Source organism: Rivularia sp. UHCC 0363, from assembly GCF_034931125.1.
In the GTDB taxonomy this organism is placed as follows: domain Bacteria; phylum Cyanobacteriota; class Cyanobacteriia; order Cyanobacteriales; family Nostocaceae; genus Rivularia.
The window spans coordinates 1-23245 of record NZ_JAYGHM010000011.1; the positions used below are offsets into that span (position 1 = coordinate 1).

Consider the following 23245-nt stretch of genomic DNA (forward strand, 5'->3'; position numbering starts at 1 on the left):
TTTCGGTAGCTTTGTCCATATTTGGGCAGTTATTAGCGAACAGTTGCTAGCCCCTGTTTTTGTAGGAACTCGTGTTCCCATGAGAACCCTACTTGATTATCTTGAGGCTGGTGATCCACTAGAGGTATTTCTAGACCATTTTCCCAGTGTCAGTCGAGAGCAGGCGATCGCATCTCTTGAATTAGCAAAAGAAATGTTGACAGCCTATGCGAATCCTGCTTGATGAATGCGCCCCGCGCCCTTTAAAGCGTGAACTTGCTGATAATGTACATACACACCGACCATCGAGAGTTGATCGGTTTTAAAGCAGAGATTTCTTCCGGTGGTTGATGGGCAACTTTACCAGGAAAAATATATTTTATCGGTTTCGATTAATTGTTTGGCAAGAGATAAAGGGATAACCCCGATACTTCACTGAAAATTCTGTTTAAGCAAGCAAATAGGGAGTTTATACGGAATAGTTCTTTTGAATAACCCTGTATGGGGATTTATACTGAATATTTTCTTTATAAACCGTCTAAAAAGGTTGATTATAAGGAAAGTTTCGGTATAATGCTGGAAATGGGGGGATTAAACAGAATAGTTCAGTATAAATACCTTATAGAAGGGGATTATATGGAAACGTTCGGTATAATAAATAGTTATGCTGCTCAAGTTCTTGGTGATGGACATTAGCGCTCAGTATCAAGATAAAATCAACCAAGTTTACGTGCTGAATCGGTGGGGATGATGACTGAAACTTCCTGGACATTAACAATTACAACTGAACGGCTAATCCTTCGACCTCAGCAACTCACGGATTACGAGCATTGGTATGCTGGATTTGCTGGACGAATGGAAAGTCAGCATCAGTATGATGATGGGTTAGTGAGCTTGGAACATTGCGATCATGTATGGTTCACGAATCTATGCCAGCGACATCAGCAAGAAGCCTTGTCTGATCTCTTCTTTATATTTGGAATTTTTGATCGCAATACGGAAGAGCATTTCGGAAACATTGATCTGTCAACGATCAAACGAGAAAATTATCAATGGGCAGAGATCGGATACGCAATCCACAATCAACACTGGAGAAAAGGTATTGGGAGAGAGGCAGTTCAAGCCGCTCTAGTTGCAGGATTTGAGTCACTTGGCTATCACCGTATTGAAGCCGTCATCAATGTTGATAATTATGCCTCCATTGCTCTAGCTGAAAGTGTCGGGATGCAAGAAGAGTGTATTCGTCACGGCTTTCTCTACGAAAATGAACAATGGGTCGATCAACTTATTTATGCTGCCTCGCCTTGTGATATGAATTTAGTCGAAAAACCACCAGCGATCGCCGCATAACAATGCCCATGCACACCGACCGTCGAAAGTTGATCGGCTATGATGCAGAGGCTATCTGCGGCGGGTGATGGGCAACGTTAGCGGTCATTGCAGCCGGACTTCGGAAAACTGGTTAAAGGTACCGTGATAAGGTACGCAGATAACGTGAGGAAGTATGAAAAAACTAAATGAACCAAGCGCAACCCCTTTTTCTCAGACGTTCTTTCATGGAACAAAGGCTGACCTTAAGCTAGGGGATTTAATAGAAGCTGGGTTTAATTCAAACTTCGGGCAAAATAAAAAAGCAAAATACATCTTCTTGGCAGCAACTCTGGATGCTGCCATTTGGGGTGCTGAGCTTGCGCTTGGAGAAGGTCGCGAAAGAATTTACTTGGTCGAACCAACAGGTTCAATTGAGAACGACCCCGATTTAACCGACAGAAAGTTCCCAGGGAATCCAACAATGTCTTATCGCTCCATACACGCCTTTAAGGTTGTCGGTGAAGTTTCAATCTGGCAAGGACATTCAGCAGAACAAGTCAAAGCGATGAAAGATGGATTAGTTAAGCTTAAAGAACAAGGAATTGAGTCACTAAATGACCGCTAACATCCCCTGCACCGAAACGTATCAAGATAGTTGGTTGGGTTGAAAAGGATCTGCGTCCGGTGAGCGCAACCGTTACCAGAAAAAATTTATTTAATCGCTTGCGCCCTCATTGTCATTTCGCCTAACCTCTTCTACGAAAATAGCGCGACTAAACACATACAATAATTTTAAATATTGAGGAATTAAATTCACCTCCACGTTGTCATCATTACACCGAAAAATAGTATAAATACTCCCAATATTTTCCTAACTGTAATTGGGTCTTGGGGAGATGCTAACCAACCAAAATGACTGACAACCAAAGCCATAATAATTTGTCCGGCGACGAAGAGAATAAAAAATGGTCCTGCTCCCAATTTTGGAATCAAAAAAGTAGAACCCAATACCAAAAAAGCACTGATAAAACCGCTCAAATACAAATAGTTAGGAACATCTCGCAGTCTACCAACCGCACTAAAATTCCCTGTGAAGGAAAATAAACAAATCGTGGTAATCGCACCCAAAAGATAAAATGGAATATTCGCAAGTAAAGCTGAACCAACGTATTTACCCACCACACCATTCATCGGTAAATAAATAGAAGTAATCACCCCCATGAAAAACGCGATCGCCAAAAATAGCAAAGATGGCATTGACATTGTAGAAATATCCTTAAAATAAATAACTACCAGGCTCTTGAATATTGGTTGGGATAGACGTGATTCTCTGCCCGTAAGACTTTCGCGGCTCGATGCGACCAATAAGGGTCTCGTAGTAGTTCGCGCCCTAGTAACACCATATCAGCTTGTTCTGTACGGATAATATGCTCGGCTTGCTCTGGACTTGTAATCATTCCGACTGCGGCTGTAGGTATATTTGCTTGATGACGAATGCGATCGCTTAATGGGGTTTGATATCCAGCACCAACGGGAATCTTGACACCAGGAAGCAATCCCCCGGAAGAACAATCAATTAAATCAACACCAAGGCTTTTCAGCTTTTGACTGAGGCTAATACTTTGTTCAATATCCCATCCTCCTTCCACCCAATCGGTTGCAGAAATTCTCACCCACAAAGGTAATTGGTCGGGAATTATACTCCGCACCACCTCAACAATTTCCACGAGTAACCGAATGCGATTCTCAAAACTACCACCATAATCATCGCAGCGATGATTGCTTAAAGGAGAGAGAAATTCATGTAATAAGTATCCGTGGGCTGCGTGGATTTCAATGACTTGGAAACCTGCTGTCACTGCTCGCTGGGCTGATGCTCCAAAAGCTTGTTTCAGATGCTCGATATCTGCAACCGTCATTGCCACAGGAATCGGACTAATATCATTAAATGTAATGCCGCTGGGAGCTACTACTGGTCGCCACCCTCCTGCGGTTTCTGGCAAAGGATTACCTCCCTCCCAAGGAACAGCACAGCTAGCTTTGCGTCCAGCATGAGCCAGTTGTACCCCTGCAACTGCACCAGCTTGGCGAATCAATGTGGCAATTTTAGCTAACATTTCGATGTGGTCATCTGACCAAATCCCCAAGTCACCGGGGGAAATTCTTCCGCTTGGTTCCACTGCTGCGGCTTCGGTAAATACCAATCCCGCACCACCAACCGCACGACTAGCCAAATGCACCAAATGCCAATCATTAGCAAAACCATCTTGACTCGAATATTGACACATCGGAGAAACACCAATCCGATTGCGAAAATTTACCCCTCGTTGTTGAAATTCTTCAAAAAGTTTGCTCATGATTTTCTTTCTAGATATTCAAGATTAAAATTGGATTTTATCGTCTTTCAAATATTTTCTAAGCCAAAAGACTAATTTGTTGTTGGAGAATTGCGATCGCGGCTTCTGGTTCTAAGCGATTACGATAATCTACATCGATATGTGCCAAAATCACTTTTCGCTGTTGATTAATTACAAAGGTTGCTGGTACTGGTAAAACCCAATCATCTGTACCATTAATATCTGGTAATGCATGTCCTAATTCTGCATATAACTTTCTCAATTCATCCGGTAAACTAAAAGCTATTCCATAAGCTTGGGCAACTTTTGAACCAACATCGCTCAAAACATCAAATTCCAAATTGTTTTTCTCGACTGTACTTAAAGATGCATCAGGAATTTGGGGAGAAACAGCAATTAAGGAAGCACCACTAGCTTGAATTTGTGGTAGCAATTGCTGATAGGCACGTAATTCTAAATTACAATAAGGACACCAACCACCCCGATAGAATGTCAGAATTACTGGTCCTTTGGCGAGTTGTTCTGCAAGATTAATTGGTTTGCCAATGGCATTTGTGAGTGTAAAATCTCCGGCAATATCTCCGACTTTTAAAGTTTCTCTTTCGATAAATTCTTTTGCGAGTGCATCGGTAGCACGCTGCATAATTGCAGCTTTTTCGGCAGGAAATTTATTGATAAATTCAGCACGGAATGCATCGAGAGCAGCTTGTAAATTCATGATTTTCTCCTAATTAATTGCCATACTTGACTTGTTTTCTGGGTAGAGGCGTTATACATCACGCCTCTACAGGTAGGTATAATATTTTTGGTAAAATTACTGTGGTAACATACCCGCAAATTGCTTTTCTACAGCTTTTGGGTCTTGCTGAATACCTGCAAAAACCTCTTGTGATACGGAATCAGGATAGACATCTTCGTTACCTTGTTCGACCCCTTGTAATGCTGCTTGGGCAATTTGGATAGGTGGAAATTTGTCTAAAGGAACACCTTCTGACATCGCAGTATCTACAGGTCCGGGGAATACTCCTACAACTAAGGTTCCTTGTTGAGCAAGCTCGGCGCGTACACCTTGGGTAAGGGAGTATAATGCAGCCTTGGAAGCGCTGTAGGATGCAAATACGGGTACATTGACAACCGAAGAAATCGAAAGCAAGTTGATAATTGCACCTCCACCATTTTGTTTGAGAATCGGTGCAAAAGCGCGAATCATGTACAACGTGCCGAAATAATTCGTGGACATCTCCCACTGAGCAGTTTCTATGCTATTTGGAGCAAAAAATCCACCGCTACCTAAAACCCCTGCATTGTTGATGAGTAAATTTACATCTTGTATTTGCTGTGCGACTTGGATGATTTGGTCGGGATTAGTTATATCTAAGGCTACAGGAATAATTTTTTCTGGCGCAATTGCAATTACATCTTGTAACGATTCCAGATTGCGTGCTGTTGCATATATACGTTTTGCACCTGCTTGATGTAATGCTTCAACGAATGCTTTACCGATTCCGCGATTTGCACCAGTTACTAAAGCTGTGGTTGTATTGATATCCATAATTCGATTCCCCTTGATAATTTACTTGATTTACTTGATTTGCGGTGTTTTTGTGTTCTTTCCGCTTCGATATATTCATCATCATTTATGTGGCTGAGTTTGAGAAGTAGGTAAATTGGAATATGATTTATGCTAATTTGGAATGAATGTAGGTACAAATTACCCTAGTGTCCACAAACTCGTTAAATTATGGACAAAATCGAATGTATGACAACCTTTGTGCGTGTGGTGGAAACGGGTAGTTTCTCGGCAGTTGCACGGGAAATAGGCACGACACAACCTACCATTAGCAAGCAAATAGCTGCCTTGGAGGAATATTTAGATATACAGTTGTTGATACGTTCAACCCGCAGTCTGCGTTTAACCGATGAGGGAGAGAGGTTTTACGAACATTGTCGTCAGGTTATCGAAGCAGTTACAGTCGCAGAAGCGAGTGTGGGGAAAAGAGTCAAACCTAGTGGTTTGTTACGGGTTAATTGTCCGGTTTCTTTTGGACATTTCGTCATTATGCCCTTAATGAAAAGTTTTTTGATGCGATATCCAGAAATAAAAATCGATTTAACTATGAGCGACCAATTTATCGATTTAGTTGAAACAGGGGTGGATGTAGCAATTAGAATTGGAGATGTGAGAGATACAGCTTTAATCAGTAAAAGAATCGGCATTACTCGCCGAATTACAGTCGCTACAAATGATTATTTTCAACAAGCTGGTGAACCCCAAACACCATCAGATTTAATACAACATAATTGTATTGTTTATACTCAGTTGTTAACTGGCAATGAATGGTATTTTCAAAGACAGACCGAAACGATTAAAGTACGAGTTAACGGAAACTTTCAAGCAAATAATTCTACAGCAATTAGGGAAGCGGTTTTAGCGGGGATTGGCATTGCTGTTTCGCCAGTTTGGTTATTTGGAGATGTGATTAATACCGATAAATTGAAATCTATCTTGCCAGATTATGAGCCTACCCCTCTACCAATTTATGCTATGTATAGGAGAACTCGATTTACTCCTATAAAAGTTCAATGTTTTATTGATTTTTTAAATACAGAATTTCAAATTAATCCCTGGGTTTCTGACTATGGTCATGGCGAGACTGTAGTCGGGTAGCAAGGCTATATCGCACCCCGCCACCTCAGAACCGGACGTGCGACGCAAACCGCTGTCGGTGGAAGGATAATATTGCCGTTTTTATATGCTTATGCTTCCAATTAACTGAGGTGACGGGTGAAGATTGCGCGGGTGAGGTGCGTGAGGCGATTTGGGCGGCGCGGGATAGGTTGGATGAGGAGGGGTAGTTGCTCAAATATCCGCCTTGGAATAAATTTAAAATAAATTTCAAGACTGTATCGGCAATTCGATCAACTTTACAATACCCCCATCAATAACCTGGATTTGCAACTCGTAACCTTCCATCAATGACATCCCAACGAGTGGATCGCACTCAGCCTCATCAATTGGAATTGTTAAAAACTGTCCATCCCAAACTACCGTTGCTTCATATATATCAAAAATACTTTCGCTACCATCTGCTAGTAATGCTCTTCCGCGTCTTTTCCAGTTTAGTTGTAGTTCAGCAATCAAATCTGGAGGTAAGCAAAGCCACCCATCGAAACCTGTATCTATCACTGCATCTCGTTTGTGTACCTTTCCTTGTTTATCGCAAATTGCAATTGGAATAATTGGCTCGTAGTCAGAATTAACTTTCCCTATTATCATCTTGTTTTTGCTTTTTGAGTGCGACTTGCACCAAACCGACGAACATACTTAGAACCTACTTTTACAATCCAAATTTGTGCGCTTGGATAACGTTTCTCAAGACGATTACATACTGAAATTTCATCATTATCTATTTCCCATGCACCTGTAGTAATGTCGATGGCGACTATCTTACCTTGACTATCTGCTTGGAGTTGTGGATAAATATCGCGTGTATAAATTTCATCCCCCACTCGTCCAAATTCTTCTTTACTGTATTGTGGTTTTAAGGCTGCCATATCTAGGTTGCTGGCTTTTACAATGTTTGACTATATAAACATAACGTTTTTTGATTGAATCTAATACAGTTGAAAGCCTTTCAAGGTGGGATTGAAGATTTTTTGTGAATATACCGCTGAAAATAGTAAATAGTACTGTGTAGTGGAATTACGGCTATCCGGTTAACGGTATTTATTAGTAGTATTGGAACATATTACCGGGTTAAGCTCAAAAGTATTATTAGATAAGGTTTTTATTGGCTCTGTAATCTTTTCATTTCCTGCTGCACGTCTAATGCAATCTCCAATGCTTCATTCAACAACCTACCATGTTCAGAAGCTTGTTCGCTGACTTGCATTTGGGTTAACGTTGCTAAATTATTCGCAAGTAATTCAGAATTATTTACAATAAAATTATTATTTTCTCTTAAAATTCTTTCGGTTTTCAAAGCACGAACTAAATCTGCTCTGGTGTATTTAAGAGCTTCGATAACTCGTTTTCTTTCTTTAATAGTAACTTGATTTCCTGCTTCTTCAATTCGATCGTTAATATTGATCGCTTTGACTACGGCATTAAATCTATCAACTTCATGTAAAAGAGTATTTAAAGAATATGTCAAATTATTTTTAACAGTTGCAATTCTTCTTTTCCAAATAATGTAAAATAACAACTGAGTAACAGCACCGCCAATAAAGCAAAGTTGAATGAGTGCTAACCAAGAAGGAAGCGGTACCCATTGAGCAAACATCTTAATAACTAAATCAAATACAATATAACAGCTAAGTATTATTGATAATCCGACAAAAATTGCAGTTGCACCTTCTGGACCTTTGACTCTTTGAAGAAACTGCTTGATTGATAATTTTAACGGTTGAAAAATAACGATTAATTCATCACGAACAGGCAAATTCGTCAACTTTTGCAGTTCTTTTTGAGTAATGGCTAAGCCTTTTAAATCATCGCGCACAGCTTCCAAATCCCCACCAGAATTTTGACCTATTATATCCCAATCAAACTAAGTCACATTCAAGAATTATTAATCAAATATCAATTGAAAATATTGTAGACTTTAGTTTTGATGCAAGAATCATTTATTCTATCCTTACCTATTGGTAAAAAAATAGAGAGTTGGACACAAAAACATCAGTTAAACACGAAAATATAATTACTTTGATAATGCTACCGTCTAAGTGGCAGCTTTCTCATCGCGTTCTTAAGTACTTAAAGACGTTTTATCTAGTCCCGTTTTTATACTTCGTAGCATTCTCAGCCTCGCCAGGAAAACTTTTAGAAACTGTATAAATTATACATTTATGACTAACAGTCAGCCAAATTTTGAAATTTCCCTATGCAGTTCAGAGAATGTGTTCTTTAGTTACCTACTTTTAAATTAGCGACTTCGATGCAGCGTACTCCTAAGACTTGCTATAATGTTAAACCGAATTTTGGCAACATTCCATAAAAAAAGTATCGAAACATTAAGGAATGTTGCATTTCAATTAAATAGTGGGGGTAAAGCGGAAAATCGGTCGAAACTCCGTGGTAGGATGCCGAGGAGGTAAGTCAAGTATGGGAGAAGACCTTTGACACTTAGGGTTGCTGTTGTTGGCTCTGGTCCTGCGGGTTCGTCTGCTGCCGAAACTTTAGCGAAGGCAGGGATTGAAACCTATTTATTTGAACGTAAGTTAGACAATGCTAAACCTTGCGGTGGTGCGATACCGCTGTGTATGGTAGCTGAGTTTGACCTACCGGCTGAGATTATTGATCGCCGAGTACGGAAAATGAAGATGATTTCTCCCTCGAATCGCGAGGTTGATATCAATCTAATAAAACAAGATGAATATATAGGAATGTGTCGTCGTGAAGTTTTAGATGGCTTCATGCGAGATCGGGCGGCTAAATTAGGCGCTCATTTAATTAATGCCACGGTTCATAAATTAGATTTTCCCAAAAATAATACAGATCCTTATACTATCCATTACGTTGACCATACAGAAGGTGGAGCGCAAGGTATTGCGAAAACACTGAAAGTTGATTTAATTATCGGCGCTGATGGTGCAAATTCCCGTATTGCTAAGGAAATGGATGCTGGGGATTATAACTACGCGATCGCCTTTCAAGAGCGCATCCGTCTTCCTGAAGACAAGATGGCATACTACAATGATTTGGCAGAAATGTATGTCGGGAATGATGTCTCTACCGATTTCTACGCTTGGGTTTTCCCTAAATACGACCACGTAGCTGTGGGTACGGGTACGATGCACGTTAATAAAGCCAGCATTAAGCAATTGCAAGCTGGTATACGCGCTCGTGCTGCCAGAAAACTTGCTGGTGGTAAAATCATCAAAGTTGAAGCGCACCCTATACCCGAACACCCCCGTCCCCGTCGCGTTGTCGGACGCATTGCATTAGTAGGTGATGCAGCTGGTTACGTCACCAAGTCTTCGGGAGAAGGAATTTACTTTGCGGCAAAATCCGGACGGATGTGTGCTGAAACCATCGTAGAAATCTCTAATAGCGGACAGTCTATCCCCACGGAAGCCGATTTAAAAGTCTATTTGAAGCGCTGGGATAAAAAATACGGTCTTACCTACAAAGTACTCGACATCTTGCAAAACGTATTTTACCGTTCCGATGCAACCCGCGAAGCATTTGTAGAAATGTGTAGCGACCTTGATGTTCAACGGTTGACTTTTGACAGCTATCTCTACAAGACAGTTGTTCCAGCTAATCCCTTCACTCAAATGAAAATTACCGCCAAAACTATTGGTAGTTTAATTCGCGGTAACGCTCTGGCACCTTAAAATAGATTGGGAGAAAAAAGTTTTTAATTTCTCCTCTTAATTCCTAACTTCCCTATCGGGTGTATCGCGGTTCTTACCAAGAATACACCTGATTTTTTATTTATAATCAGAATCAAATTTGACAAAAGCTGCGGATTTAACATACTATCATTAAGTGTAAATACATAAGTATCGACTGTTTATTGCTCATGAATCAGTCATCTTAGTCACATACATATGAAAATATCACTTAATTATGTTATGCACTCAAACAACACTATGATTATTAATTGAATTTACTCATTTTCTCTATCCCCCTAAACTGCACTGGTTTATATTCTGTATTCGATTCCGTTTTAAGCATCTGTGTAGATTTAGTAAAGACAGATAGTTTTTAATAAAGTTCCCTAAATAAAAATATTTACAATACTTTCATCGTGAATATGAAGATTGTGTAAATACTTTGATAATTATTAGCTAAATCTACGTGTCTTTACTAACGTAGACAAGTTGGTTATATATCATTTGCTCCCTTATAGGAGTCCAAATATAAGTATGAAATTAAGCTCATTTTTTAACACAAATTTATTGTCGCTTGCAGTTGGAATTTTGAGTGCGATCGGCGTTCCTAATCAAGTTGAAGCTGCTGTTTTTTCGGGTGAGGTTAGCGGTATTTGGAAACAACCGCAGCCAGGAATAAATACTAAACCTGTTTATAGTGGTGTAGGAACAAATGCATTTAGTTGGGGAGATCCAACTCGGTTTAAAAATGCGTCAGCTAATCAGCTTGTATTTGAAGGAAGTTCTTTTTCTGCCGATACAGGTTCTTTGTTTAAGATTGGATATTTAACGTATCGTAACGGCACGGTACTTTTGGATACAAGCGTAGAATCTGTACCTTTAAATCTCAAACTATCTTTTAACAAACCACCTGAAGTAAACCAAGATTTTAACTATGATTACGAATTTTACCTAGAAAATGTTCCCAATCTTTCAGACAATCCAGAATTAAATGCGGATTTTGTATTTGTGACTAAGAATAACGCTAAACCTAGTTTTGTATATGGTGGTAATACATATACTTTATCTTTAACTGGCTTTATTCAAGATAACGGTAAAACAAATGTCAGCGAATTCCGGGTACTTGAAGGAGAAAAGACTACCGCTGCTATTTTTGCTCGAATCAATAAAGTCTCCCTATCTAAACAAGTTCCCGAACCAGGTTTTCTCTTAGGTTTATCTGCACTTGGCATTTACTTAGTTGCTCAGAAAAAAATCAACAAAACTAACTAAATAATTTGCCAGCAATTTGAAAGTAGCTAAGCAAATATAGTGAGTACTTTAGCAGCAAGCAATCATTTGCGATCGCACCCCATAACGTGAGATAAATCCGGTTTGTGTGAATGACTTGTAGGGATCAATGCACCCTTACTAAGAGCCGATCAAAGTAATAGATGATAAAATCGCGCTCGTTAGTTTAAAAATCTCTTCATGCATCAACAAACAATTTTATAATTCAAAAATATTTATTAATACATTAGATTGGCTATTACCCATAACCCTACAAGTGATGAAAAAGCACCAAGCCAAAGCATCCAAGGTTGCATAAATGATTATCTCCTTAAATTTGATTTGTATATTAGTTATCTAAATATATTTTAAAAGATTAACTTATCTAATTAGCTCTATCTTTAGTCTTAGAAAGTTGGTAGGTTGGGTTAGACACGACAATCAATTTGACTTTTAACAAGAATCTTTTTTACCGTGTCGTAACCCAACATCTTGTTTATTTATCCGTTTGGGATAATGTTGGGTTACGACGCTATATGAATTTCGGTATTGAGAATAATTATTATAAATGCGCCGTGAAGCCAACCTACTGTCTGATAATTAATAATTGATAATTAATTTACACCCGCACCTCATCGCAAGGGATAATTGATAATTGATAATTGTTAATTGATAACTGAATGCCTACTCTAACAACCCTACCCGCTTTACCAGAAACTATTGACGGCTTACCAAATATTTCTGGCTCGGAAAAACAGGTTCTAGAAGTCGTAAACCAAAATTCACCCGTCTTCCTACCTACAACAAATCTCCGCTTAGAAGATATCACTGCTACTTTCGCTGTAGCGCTACATATGCACCAACCGACAATTCCTGCTGGTGCAAACGGCGAATATATCAGTCATCTGCAATATATGTTTGAACACCAAGGTGAAGGTGACAATCATAATGCGGCACCTTTTGCTAATTGTTACAGCCGTATGGGTGATATTATCCCCGAATTAGTTAGCCAAGGTTGCAATCCCCGCGTCATGTTGGATTACTCTGGCAATCTTCTGTGGGGATTTCAACAGATGGGGCGCAGAGATATCATAGATAATCTCAAACGTATCACCTGCGATTCTACATATCAACCTTATGTGGAATGGTTGGGTACAATGTGGGGTCATGCTGTAGTTCCTTCTACGCCGATACCGGATATAAAATTACACATCCAGGCATGGCAGCATTATTTTGCAGCAATTTTCGGTTGGGATGCACTAGCGCGAGTTAAAGGTTTTTCGCCTCCTGAAATGCACCTCCCTAACCATCCCGATACTTTATATGAATATGTCAAAGCGCTCAAAGAATGCGGTTACAAGTGGTTGATGGTGCAGGAGCATTCAGTACAAACACTTAACGGCGAAGCACTAAAAAATAAGCATATACCACATAAACTTGTAGCTCGAAATTCTCAAGGTGAAACCGTAAGTATTACCGCTTTGATTAAAACTCAAGGTTCAGATACTAAATTAGTTGCTCAAATGCAGCCTTATTACGAAGCGAAATCTTTAAGCTCGCAAGGTAATGGGAGTTTTCCACCAATAGTTACTCAAATTGGTGACGGTGAAAACGGTGGAGTAATGATGAACGAATTTCCTCCCGGATATAAGCAAGCTTGGCACGATATGAAGCAAAACGGTGGAGGAACAAAAGGGGTTGTTGGAGTTAACGGAACTGAATATTTAGAATTAATTGAAAATGCTGGTGCAAAACCTGAAGATTACCCAGCTTGTCAGCCAGTGGGACAATATTTAATTTGGGAACGAGTATCGGATTCTCAAAATGTAGAGCAAGTTATAGAACAGTTGAAACAAGAAAACCCCAACTTTCATATGGATGGTGCTTCTTGGACAAACAATATCAGTTGGGTAAAGGGATATGAAAATGTATTAAATCCCATGAATCAACTTAGCGTGTTGTTTCATCAGAGATTTGATTCGTTATTGCAAGCCGATGAATCTACTACTCAACAAACCGAATACCGCAAAGCTTTATTAGATAATTTCTTATTGCAAACAAGCTGTTTTCGTTATTGGGGACAAGGTACCTGGACTGATTATGCAAGAGAAATTTATCAACGAGGGGAAAGGTTGCTTCAAGGTTAAAGGTTAAAGGTTAAAGGTAAAATTCGTTGGTAGTTGGTAGGTTGGGTTAGACGCACGAAGAAAATAGTTCTTAACTGGTGGTAGTTGGTAGGTTGGGTTAGGCGCATGAAGGAAATAGGTTTGAACGAAAAATTAATCGAAGCGCCGTAACCCAACATTTAATTGTCGGTATTCAATCCTATTCCATATTAGATTAGGAGTCACGATACTGTTGTTTATCCACAATCGCCATGTTGGGTTACTCTAATTGATTAATATAGATTCTCGTTAATAGTTAAATTTGGTTTTCGTAACTAATCCAACCTACTGGCTTACAGATGGTGCGTGACGCGAACAAACTTACAACCACTCACAAAATTTATTAAAACGTCACACACTAGGGTGTTGACTTTGATAGAATTTACCCGTTTTTGGCTCATGCATTAACTGGTTCCCAGCCTCCGGCTGGGAACCCATGACAGTCGGCTCTGCCGACCGTCAAAAGCCAACACAAAAACTGTATGAACTTTTAGCCCAAAAAAACTACAGAGTCAACAGCCTAGTCACACACCCTACAAATGAATGACTGCAAACTATCAAAACTTAGATAAATAAAAAGTAGTAGACTAAAGTTAGAGCTATTTTAATAGTTAAATATGACTACAGCCTATATTATATTAGCGATTTTGATGACGGGGGGTACAATCTCCACTTTGGGCGATCGCCTTAAAAGAAAAATCCGCAAAGAACGACTTTCACTATTTAATCTCCGTCCCAAACATACGATATCGCTGGTAGCGATGCTCACGGGGATGTCAATTTCGGCATCAACTCTTTTAATTCTGTTTACAATGGATCAAGATGTGCGACAAGCAGTATTTCAGCCAGAAATTCAAAGTAAATCGGAACAGCTAACAACAGTAAATCAGCCTCAAGTAGAAATTAAGCAAGTTAGTGAAAGTTAGTAATTTGCAATTATTAGGCATTAAAAATAGGATATGACAGCATTCTCATTATTTGTAATTCCCAATCCCCAATTTCCATAATTAAGTAGCAATAATATGCAAATCAACACTAGTGAGGGCTTCCATTAACTTTTGTACTATTGAGCCTTTAAATAAAATCTCCCAACGAGAATGACGAGTTTCACCAATCACAATTTGAGTAATGCGTTCTTTGCGAGCCACATCAATAATAGTTTTTGACAGGTTTGAAGAGTTAATTTGTAAAAATTCACCACCAAATTCTTCAGATAAACGTTGGCAAGTCTCAACGTGTAACGTTTCTTGACGAGAAAGAAAACGTCCAGTATTATTTACAAATAATATATATAATTTCGCATTCATGTAATTGGCAATACGTGCGCCACGTCGCAGTAGTTGAATTGAATTTGGATAGGTAGAAACGCAAACCAATATTCTTTCTTGTATATTGCAGTAATTTAGATTATTCTCTTCAATTTTTTCTTCTTCAATGTTATCAGCAATTTCTCGTAAAGCTAATTCCCGTAATGCAATTAAATTGCTTTTTTTAAAGAAGTTTTGTAGAGATTTGTCTATTTTTGCTGCTGCATATATTTTTCCTTCTTGCAACCGTTCCTGTAAAGTTTCGGGAGTAACATCGACAACAATGACTTCATCTGCTGCTTCTAAAACACTGTCTGGAATGCGTTCGCGGACTACAACACCAGAAATTTTTAATACTAAGTCATTAAGACTTTCTAAGTGTTGAATATTGAGTGTGGAATAGACATCAATACCCGTCTCTAGAATTTGTTCTACATCTTGATAGCGTTTTTCATAAACGGAACCAGGGACATTTGTATGTGCTAATTCGTCGATTAATGCTAACTGTGGTTTGCGAGCAATTATCGCATCGGTGTCCATTTCCGAAAGCGATAGAGGCAGCATAGCTGAACGCCCTTGTAGTAAAATCTGTTTGCGAGGGATTATTTCCAAATTTTGGGATTTTTCGGCTGTATCTACACGTCCGTGGGTTTCTAAAAGTCCTACAACAACATCAATTCCTTGTTGTTTCAAGCTGTGGGCTTCTTCTAACATTCGGTAAGTTTTACCAACTCCGGGAGCCATACCGATAAAAATCTTATGTTTACCCCGACGTTTCGGACGTTGGTATTGATTAGATATGTGTTGATTAGATACAGCTTCGTTCGATTCAAACATGACAGGATTAACTAAAATAAAAATCTTAATTTTGTAGTCTGAAAAGTGGCGACTGAAGTCGCTACTACACAATCAAAACCCGCCTGCGCGGGTTACAAATTAATTAGTCCACGGAGGTGGACTTTGCCTGTGTAGCCGCGACTTCAGTCGCCAGGTAAATTTTTATCCATTAACCAGAAGGATTTTGCAATTTATCCAACGATAAATTCAATTTCAAAACATTAACTCCCGGTTCACCAAATATTCCGATAAATCTGCCGTCGGTGTTTTGAGAAATCAACGGTTGAATTTTTTCTACAGGAATATTTCGGTTTTTTGCAACTCGTTCTAATTGTGCTTGAGCCGCTTCTGGGGTAATGTGAGGGTCGAGACTGGAACCAGAAGTATAAACTAAGTCGGCTGTAGGTTTAATTCCTGCTTGTTGCAATCTTTGAGTTTCTTTTTGAATGCGAGTAATTAAGTCTGGATTGCTGGGAGCAAGATTACTTGCGCCAGATACTCCCGTAGGTGCAGCGTCTTTTCCTTCGCTGTAATTAGTAGTGCTAGGACGACTCCAAAAATAACGCTCTGAGTTAAAACTTTGTCCGATTAAAGCACTACCAATTACTTGTCCTTGATTATTAGTTATTAAGCTACCATTGGCTTGAGCGGGAAAAGCAACTTGACCAAAAAAGATAATTAAAAATGGGTAAATCAAAGCAGTCAAAAGCCAAAGTGAAAACGTATTGCGTAATGCAATTATAAATTCTCTAGCCATGATTTAGAAACGCTCCGGTTGTAAAATAACAGTAAACAAATAAATACCAAGCCCTAAAGTTACTAAACCTAAAACACCCAAAGCATAAGCAGTAGTGCGCTCAATATTGGGAGTAGCAGCGTAAACAGCAGGAGCAACGATTAAATTTAAACATAACCCCAAAAATATCCATAAAGGAAATTTTTGTCGTCGCCATTCGGACCAAATAAAACTGATAAAATCAAATTGGTTTGTAGTAAGTGCTTTCTTCGTATTAACATTCCGCGACTTTTCGTACAAACGTTGAGTGGGAACAATCTTTCCCTGAATTTGCTGTGAAGAATTATTAAAAGATATTCTTTGTTCTAAATTAATTTGTTTCATGATATTTCCTGGTATTTCATCTGATTTGTTTTGGTACGAGAAGAATATATTTTTTAACGCGGAGTCACGCAAAGGTAAAGGATTTCAATCCAAAATCTAAAATCTAAAATCCAAAATTGATTTACGCTAAACCAACAGCCGTAATCAAAACATCAATTATTTTCACTGCTACAAAAGGCGCAATTACACCACCCAAACCGTAAATAAAAATATTGCGACGCAAAAGTTGATTAGCAGTTAACGGACGAAATTCTACACCTTTTAAAGCTAAAGGAATTAACGCCGGAATAATCAAAGCGTTATAAATTAATGCTGATAAAACTGCTGATTGAGCGCTGGTTAAACCCATAATATTTAAAGCCCCAATTCCCGCAGCCGCAAACATCGCTGGAATAATTGCGAAGTATTTTGCAATATCATTTGCGATCGAAAAAGTTGTTAGCGCTCCACGAGTAATTAATAACTGCTTACCAATAGTTACCAAGTCAATTAACTTTGTGGGGTCTGAATCTAGGTCTACCATATTTGCCGCTTCTTTCGCCGCTTGAGTACCCGAATTCATCGCTACCCCTACATTTGCTTGGGCTAAAGCTGGCGCATCGTTGGTACCATCTCCTGTCATCGCGACTAATTTACCTTTAGCTTGTTCGGCTTGAATTACGGCAATTTTGTCCTCTGGTGTCGCTTCCGCAATGAAATCATCTACCCCCGCTTCTCTGGCAATTACCGAAGCTGTAATCCGATTGTCTCCCGTTAACATCACGGTTCGTACCCCCATACGTCGCAATTGGTCGAAACGTTCTTTGATACCCGGTTTGACAATATCTTTGAGATAAATAACGCCATAGGTTTCGCTACCCCGACATACTGCTAAAGGCGTACCTCCTAAATTAGATACTCTTTCATAAGCTGCATCCAAGTCAGCAGGGGGTTGTCCGTTGCGCGATCGCACAAAACCGCGAATTGCATCTACCGCACCTTTACGCACTTCCTCACCGTTGGGTAAATTGGTACCGCTCATGCGGGTGCGTGCGGAAAATTCCACACCTTCAGATTGTTTGCGATCGAAATCAATATCTCCCCCTAACTTTTCCGCCAAACGTAGAATCGATTTGCCTTCGGGGGTTATATCAAATAAACTAGCGGCTAAAGATGCCGATGCGACTTCCTCAACCGAGTGTCCATTAACTGGGATAAATTCCTCAGCCAAGCGGTTTCCTAATGTAATCGTTCCGGTTTTATCCAGCACCAAAGTATTGATATCGCCGCAAGCTTCTACCGCTCGTCCTGATGTCGCCACAACGTTAAATTGAGCGACCCGATCCATACCGGCGATACCAATCGCACTTAATAATCCCCCGATGGTAGTAGGTATCAAAGCAACTAACAGAGCAATTAAAATTGCAATACTTACAGGACTTTTTACGTAAATTGCCGGAGTGGGAATTGTGGCGATTACAATTAAAAATATCAGGGTTAACACCGCTAACAACACCGTCAAAGCGATTTCGTTGGGAGTTTTAGAACGTTCCGCACCCTCAACCAGCGAAATCATTCTATCGATAAAGCCTTTACCAGGGTCGGAAGTAACAGTAATAATTAACTCATCGGAAACAATAGTAGTACCGCCCGTTACCGAACTTGCGACATCAGAACCGGGTTCTTTTAATACAGGTGCAGACTCGCCAGTAATTGCAGACTCATCAACAGAAGCCACACCATCGATAACTTCCCCATCTGCCGGAATGACATCACCAGCAATGACTTTAATTCTGTCTCCCTTGTGCAAATTGGTAGAACTTACTTCCTCAATCCCACCATCTGGTAAGAGTTTGCGAGCAATGGTGTCTCCTTTAGTAGAACGTAGAGCATCAGCTTGAGCTTTACCGCGTCCTTCCGCGACAGCTTCGGCGAAATTAGCAAAAACAACTGTAAAGAAGAGAATCACCGTAATTAAGCCGTTAAATAAACGTTGATCCCCCCCCGCAACTGCACCAAACACATAGGGGTTAATAGTTAAAACTGCGGTAATAATTGTACCAATCCATACCACAAACATTACCGGATTTTTGATGGTATTGCGCGGATTGAGTTTAACAAAAGCCTGTTTAAAAGCGCGTTGGTAAATTTTGTTCCTATCGGCTTTAGGCGCATTTCCTCTTTGGGAAGGTTCGGGTTGTGGTGTTTTTGCTGGTGTTTGTTTGACTTTCATGGTTAGGATTTAGTGGTTATTTATTAGTAGTTAGAATTTAGGAGTAAGGAGTTGAAAATCAATACTGGTAAAAAGATTTTTGACACAACTAAACAGCGTTGTTTATTGTTTGTAACACTACGTAGTAAATGCAACAGATTTAGAAGTAATGTTCTGTAAGATTATGGTAAATGAAAAACTAATTAATCGTCTGCTTCCCTTTTTCGGTTTGGTAATTTTAGTAATATGTTTGTGGGCATTGAGCGGTGAACTAAGGAGTTACCAATTAAAAGAAGTAATACAGAGTTTAAAAGCAATTCCGCAGTATAGATTAAGTTTGGCGATCGCCTTTATGACTTTGAGCTATTTCGCATTTGCCTGCTACGATTTTATTGCTTTTCATTACCTCAAATACTCTTTAAGTGCGGGAAAAATTCTATTAGTAGGTTTTATCTGTAATGCTATCAGTAACATTGTTGGTTTTGAGGCTTTATCTGGTGGTGCAATTCGCTATCGTTTTTATTCTCACTGGGGAGTACCAGCGCGAACAATTGCTTTAGTTCTTGCTTTTGAAAATCTATGTTTTTGGCTGGGATTATTTGCTGTCGGTGGAGTCACTTTTCTGATAAAACCTTTAACTTTACCCAGATTACTAAAATTACCTTTCGTCTCAGCCTATCCCATAGGATTGATTTTTTTATTCATTGTAATTTCATACTTAATACTTTGCGCTGTAAGAAAACAACCATTAAGAATTAGAGGTAAAACTTTTGCCATCCCAAGTTTAAATTCATCTGTTGCCCAAATAATTGTTTCTTTTTTTGACTGGTCATTTGCTGCGGCAGTACTTTATATTTTGCTTCCAAACAATAACCCTTTAACTTATCCTGGCTTTTTTGGTATTTATTTATTAGCGATGATTGCTACTATCATTAGCCATGTGCCTGGTGGTTTGGGTGTATTTGAAACAGTTATTTTATTGTTACTACCAAAATCAATTAACTCTGCTGCGGCTTTGGGTTCGTTATTAGCATTTCGAGCAGTTTATTATTTATTACCTTTTCTAATGGCGGTAGTATTACTCGGTGGATATGAAATTAAAAGGAGATGGGGAACTGGAAAATAAAGCTTAAAGTACTTTTAATTTCTCCCCATCCCCGTTCTCAAGCTGCTCCCGAAGCAATTCTGGCAATTTGGAAAGCTTCGGCGATCGGTCCGAGGGCGAATACTGGTAAAAAGGTTAATGCGCCCAAAATTAGAATTACTCCTGCTGTGATTCCGGTAAACATTCCTGTATCGGTTCGCAAAGTTCCTGTAGTTTCGGGAACGGGCTGTTTGTGCGCCATACCTTCTGCTAATAGCAAAAGTGCAATTAGCGGTAGATAACGTCCGGCAATTAAAGCTACGCTTGTACTCAGGTTCCACCACACGCTTCCATCGCCTAAGCCTTCAAAACCAGAACCGTTGTTGGCTGCGGCGGATGCGTATTCGTAAATTACCTGGGAATAACCGTGAAATCCTGGATTGCTAATTCCGGAAAGTGTTTCTGGAAACGCCATGACGATCGCACCGGGAATTAAAATCATGATGGGATGAACAAGTAAAATCACGCTAGCGAAAACAATTTCGCCTTTTTCGATTTTGCGTCCTAAAAATTCTGGGGTTCTTCCTACCATTAACCCGGTAAGAAACACTGTCAAAATTAGGAAGATAAATAAGTAAGCGGTTCCGGTTCCCTGTCCTCCCCAAACAATTTGGAGGAACATATTAAACATTGTCACCATCCCACCATTGGGCATTAGGGAATCATGCATTCCGTTGACTGCACCGCACATTGTCCCCGTTGTCGCTACCGCCCAAAGTGCAGTTAAAAACGCACCGAAACGAACTTCTTTTCCTTCTAAATTGGGTGCGTTTGTACCTAAAATTGAGTTAACTATCGGGTTTCCTTGATATTCACCAATTGCAGCTACGGCAATTAAAGCTACGAAAATTACAAATACCATCCAAAATAACAACCAAGCTTGTTTTGTATTCCCCGCAATTACGCCGTAGGTGTAAATTAGTGAGGCGGGAATCGCCATCATAATTACCGTTTCTAACAAATTAGTAAAATTATTTGGGTTTTCAAAAGGATGTGCTGAGTTAATCCCAAAGAATCCGCCGCCGTTTTCACCCAATTCTTTAATAATCTCAAAATGGGCAACCGGACCGCGAGCGATATACTGGGTTGCACCTTCTAAAGTTTGTGCGGTGGCAGGTCCAGCTAAGGTTTCCGGTATACCCGCAGCTAAGAGAACTACAGCCCCGACTAGAGAAATAGGTAATAAAATCCGGGTAATCGACTGAGTTAAATCGACGTAAAAATTACCTAGATCCCTACCAGTCAAGCCGCGAATAAAAGCGATCGCCACAGCAATACCCGTTCCCGCAGAGATAAACATCAAAAACCCTAGCGCTAGCATTTGGCTAAAGTAGCTGTAGGTGGTTTCCCCAGAGTAATGCTGTTGATTGGTATTAGTTACAAAGGAAATTGCCGTATGCAAAGCTAAATCCCAACTTGGGGCATTTAAACCTGTAGGATTAAGCGGTAATATCCCTTGAAACATGAATACCAAAAATACGAACCCGCCCATAATTAAATTGCTGAAAATAATAGCGCGGATGTATTGCCAACCTGTCATCGAGCTTTGACGCACTCCCGACAAAGCGTAAATTAAACGTTCCAGGGGTGTGATTACCGGGTCTAAAAAAGTTCTTTGACCCAGAAATACTCGTGCCATATAACCGCCAAGCAGCGGAGTTATTGCCACTAAAAGAGCCAAGACAATGGCAATTTGGATAAATCCTAATAACATAAGTTTGAGTAAGAAACTGCGTTGTTTAAATTATTTTCATGAATTTCAGAAAATCTTTTCCACTGTTGTTCCTGGATTACAAAAATGCAAATTTGATATATAAAGCTGTGACAATCAATTGCACTGCCATAACAGGTAAACCATATTTAGTAAAGGTTTTAAATGATAATTTTCTACCATGTTGTTCGGCAATTCCGGCAGCTACTATATTAGATGAAGCTCCAATTAGAGTACCGTTTCCTCCTAATGTTGCGCCAAACATCATGGCATAGAATAAGGGCAAAACTTCTGGGGGGAATTCTCCAGAAAAATTAGCATTGAGAACTTCTGAACTAACTAATCCTACGTTGACTAAATACATTTTTAGTAACGGAACCATAGCTACAACTAAGGGAATGTTGGGAACAATACTAGATAAAATACCAACAGCAAAAACTAAAGTAATTGCTCCTAAAGCTATATTTTTTTGTAAGACAATTGCGAGTAAACCTGATAAATTTGCAAGAACTCCAGTTTTTTCTAAACCTCCAATTAATACAAAAGTTGACATAAAAAATATCAAAGTACTCCAGTCAACATCGCGGAGAATATTATTAATGGTATCAACCTTACTTTTATGAGCAAGAGCAAGAGCTAATCCTGCTCCCAATAAAGCTACCGCAGCCGGAGAAATAGGAACTGGTAAAGATTCACCAATTATAAAAAACAGCAATACAAAGGCAAAAATAATTCCCCCTAAAAGTAAAATTCGAGGATGGTTTATTTTCGGATGGGGTAACTGATCTAAATTTTCAAACTTTGTCTGCCAGATTTCCGAGAATAGAAAGGGGGTGAGAATTAAAATTGCAATAATGGCGATTACACCTCCCCAACTTAAGCGTGAAAGATAGTCAATAAAGCTAATATTAATAGAATCACCGACAATAAAAGTAGCTGGGTCTCCCACTAAAGTTAACAATCCTGCACTGTTGGCAACGAATACCATCAGAATCAGTAGAGGGACAAAATCGACTCCTATTTCTTCAGCAATAGGTGGAATTAAAGGGGCAAGTAACATTACTGTCGTAGCATTAGGTAAAACGGCGCAAATTGGGGTGGTAATGGCTACAATTCCTAAAAGCAAAAGCTTGCCACTCCCTTTAGCTAAAAGCACCATCTTTGTAGCTAAATATTCAAAGATTTTAGTTGGCTCAAAGCTTCTGATCATAACCATGACTCCAAAAAAGAGCGCTAAAGTAGCATAGCTATAACTGATATAACCCACAGCTTCTTGCAGGGTCATGATATGAGTAAATACTAAAATCAATGCTCCTAAAAAAGCCGCAACTGTGAGGTCTAATTGTTCCGACATGATAATGACAATTACACCGATAAAAGTTGAAGCAGCAATGATCGCGGGAAGGTTTTCCATATAATTTAAGCCCAAATTTTATGTTGCGAACAACTTTTTTGATTACTATTAAATACTTTTCGTTGCTTTTTAACAGTAAGTAACAGCTAAATCTCAGACAG

At 39.4% G+C, this 23245-nt stretch carries 23 protein-coding genes; 10 read left to right on the forward strand and 13 right to left on the reverse strand.

Annotated features, from left to right (window positions below):
* Positions 1-19 precede the first annotated feature (19 nt).
* From VB797_RS08485 to arr, 4 genes are all read left to right on the forward strand, one after another.
* The gene (locus VB797_RS08485; protein ID WP_323237345.1) at positions 20-223 is read left to right on the forward strand and encodes a DUF433 domain-containing protein; all 204 of its coding nucleotides are present in this window, start codon (positions 20-22) and stop codon (positions 221-223) included.
* 257 nt (positions 224-480) lie between these two features.
* A complete protein-coding gene (locus VB797_RS08490; RefSeq protein ID WP_323237240.1) occupies positions 481-675 on the forward strand; it encodes a hypothetical protein in 195 nt (64 codons plus the stop codon).
* Positions 676-726: 51 nt separating this feature from the next.
* The gene (locus tag VB797_RS08495; protein ID WP_323237241.1) at positions 727-1329 is read left to right on the forward strand and encodes a GNAT family protein; all 603 of its coding nucleotides are present in this window, start codon (positions 727-729) and stop codon (positions 1327-1329) included.
* Between the two features lie 154 nt (positions 1330-1483).
* Complete coding sequence (gene arr, locus VB797_RS08500) at positions 1484-1915, forward strand: NAD(+)--rifampin ADP-ribosyltransferase (RefSeq protein ID WP_323237242.1); 432 nt, start codon at positions 1484-1486, stop codon at positions 1913-1915.
* Between the two features lie 188 nt (positions 1916-2103).
* Here arr and VB797_RS08505 read toward each other — a convergent pair whose 3' ends face one another.
* The 4 genes from VB797_RS08505 to VB797_RS08520 all read right to left on the reverse strand — a co-directional run bounded on the left by VB797_RS08505 (position 2104) and on the right by VB797_RS08520 (position 5199).
* Positions 2104-2553, reverse strand: coding sequence for a DMT family transporter (locus VB797_RS08505; RefSeq protein ID WP_323237243.1), 450 nt, complete (start codon positions 2551-2553; stop codon positions 2104-2106).
* A gap of 26 nt (positions 2554-2579) precedes the next feature.
* On the reverse strand, positions 2580-3647 hold the full coding sequence (locus VB797_RS08510) for an NADH:flavin oxidoreductase/NADH oxidase (protein ID WP_323237244.1): 1068 nt from the start codon (positions 3645-3647) through the stop codon (positions 2580-2582).
* A gap of 58 nt (positions 3648-3705) precedes the next feature.
* Positions 3706-4365, reverse strand: a complete 660-nt coding sequence (locus VB797_RS08515) for a peroxiredoxin-like family protein (protein ID WP_323237245.1) — start codon at positions 4363-4365, stop codon at positions 3706-3708.
* 96 nt (positions 4366-4461) lie between these two features.
* A complete protein-coding gene (locus tag VB797_RS08520) occupies positions 4462-5199 on the reverse strand; it encodes an SDR family oxidoreductase (RefSeq protein ID WP_323237246.1) in 738 nt (245 codons plus the stop codon).
* A gap of 207 nt (positions 5200-5406) precedes the next feature.
* Between VB797_RS08520 and VB797_RS08525 the strand changes: the two genes are divergently transcribed.
* Positions 5407-6315, forward strand: coding sequence for a LysR family transcriptional regulator (locus tag VB797_RS08525; RefSeq protein WP_323237247.1), 909 nt, complete (start codon positions 5407-5409; stop codon positions 6313-6315).
* A 228-nt stretch (positions 6316-6543) separates the two neighbouring features.
* Here VB797_RS08525 and VB797_RS08530 read toward each other — a convergent pair whose 3' ends face one another.
* From VB797_RS08530 to VB797_RS08540, 3 genes are all read right to left on the reverse strand, one after another.
* Positions 6544-6924 (reverse strand): clan AA aspartic protease, encoded by a 381-nt coding sequence (locus VB797_RS08530; protein ID WP_323237248.1) that lies wholly within the window; start codon positions 6922-6924, stop codon positions 6544-6546.
* Complete coding sequence (locus tag VB797_RS08535; RefSeq protein ID WP_323237249.1) at positions 6921-7202, reverse strand: hypothetical protein; 282 nt, start codon at positions 7200-7202, stop codon at positions 6921-6923. The genes VB797_RS08530 and VB797_RS08535 overlap by 4 nt, the downstream gene beginning before the upstream one ends.
* Before the next feature lie 233 nt (positions 7203-7435).
* Positions 7436-8149, reverse strand: a complete 714-nt coding sequence (locus VB797_RS08540) for a hypothetical protein (protein WP_323237250.1) — start codon at positions 8147-8149, stop codon at positions 7436-7438.
* 616 nt (positions 8150-8765) lie between these two features.
* On the opposite strand from VB797_RS08540, the gene chlP reads away from it, so the two are divergent.
* The 4 genes from chlP to VB797_RS08560 all read left to right on the forward strand — a co-directional run bounded on the left by chlP (position 8766) and on the right by VB797_RS08560 (position 14346).
* Positions 8766-9986, forward strand: a complete 1221-nt coding sequence (gene chlP / locus VB797_RS08545) for a geranylgeranyl reductase (protein WP_323237251.1) — start codon at positions 8766-8768, stop codon at positions 9984-9986.
* Positions 9987-10520: 534 nt separating this feature from the next.
* Positions 10521-11258 carry a choice-of-anchor K domain-containing protein gene (locus VB797_RS08550; RefSeq protein ID WP_323237252.1) on the forward strand — a complete coding sequence of 246 codons (738 nt, stop codon included), beginning with the start codon at positions 10521-10523 and terminating at the stop codon, positions 11256-11258.
* Positions 11259-11935: 677 nt separating this feature from the next.
* The gene (locus VB797_RS08555) at positions 11936-13402 is read left to right on the forward strand and encodes a glycosyl hydrolase family 57 (protein WP_323237253.1); all 1467 of its coding nucleotides are present in this window, start codon (positions 11936-11938) and stop codon (positions 13400-13402) included.
* Between the two features lie 635 nt (positions 13403-14037).
* Entirely contained in the window at positions 14038-14346 is a 309-nt protein-coding gene (locus tag VB797_RS08560) for a DUF3084 domain-containing protein (protein WP_323237254.1), read from the forward strand.
* An 81-nt stretch (positions 14347-14427) separates the two neighbouring features.
* Here the strand turns inward: VB797_RS08560 and VB797_RS08565 are convergent, their stop codons facing one another.
* From VB797_RS08565 to kdpB, 4 genes are all read right to left on the reverse strand, one after another.
* A complete protein-coding gene (locus tag VB797_RS08565; RefSeq protein WP_323237255.1) occupies positions 14428-15564 on the reverse strand; it encodes a sensor histidine kinase KdpD in 1137 nt (378 codons plus the stop codon).
* A gap of 169 nt (positions 15565-15733) precedes the next feature.
* Positions 15734-16321, reverse strand: coding sequence for a K(+)-transporting ATPase subunit C (gene kdpC, locus VB797_RS08570; protein ID WP_323237256.1), 588 nt, complete (start codon positions 16319-16321; stop codon positions 15734-15736).
* A 3-nt stretch (positions 16322-16324) separates the two neighbouring features.
* On the reverse strand, positions 16325-16684 hold the full coding sequence (gene kdpF / locus VB797_RS08575; protein WP_323237257.1) for a K(+)-transporting ATPase subunit F: 360 nt from the start codon (positions 16682-16684) through the stop codon (positions 16325-16327).
* 121 nt (positions 16685-16805) lie between these two features.
* Positions 16806-18896 (reverse strand): potassium-transporting ATPase subunit KdpB, encoded by a 2091-nt coding sequence (gene kdpB / locus VB797_RS08580; protein ID WP_323237258.1) that lies wholly within the window; start codon positions 18894-18896, stop codon positions 16806-16808.
* Positions 18897-19059: 163 nt separating this feature from the next.
* Here kdpB and VB797_RS08585 point away from each other — a divergent pair, with 163 nt between their 5' ends.
* Positions 19060-20001 (forward strand): lysylphosphatidylglycerol synthase domain-containing protein, encoded by a 942-nt coding sequence (locus VB797_RS08585; protein WP_323237259.1) that lies wholly within the window; start codon positions 19060-19062, stop codon positions 19999-20001.
* Positions 20002-20038: 37 nt separating this feature from the next.
* Here VB797_RS08585 and kdpA read toward each other — a convergent pair whose 3' ends face one another.
* A complete protein-coding gene (gene kdpA, locus VB797_RS08590) occupies positions 20039-21733 on the reverse strand; it encodes a potassium-transporting ATPase subunit KdpA (protein ID WP_323237260.1) in 1695 nt (564 codons plus the stop codon).
* A gap of 76 nt (positions 21734-21809) precedes the next feature.
* Positions 21810-23144, reverse strand: a complete 1335-nt coding sequence (locus tag VB797_RS08595; RefSeq protein WP_323237261.1) for an ArsB/NhaD family transporter — start codon at positions 23142-23144, stop codon at positions 21810-21812.
* Positions 23145-23245 lie beyond the last annotated feature (101 nt).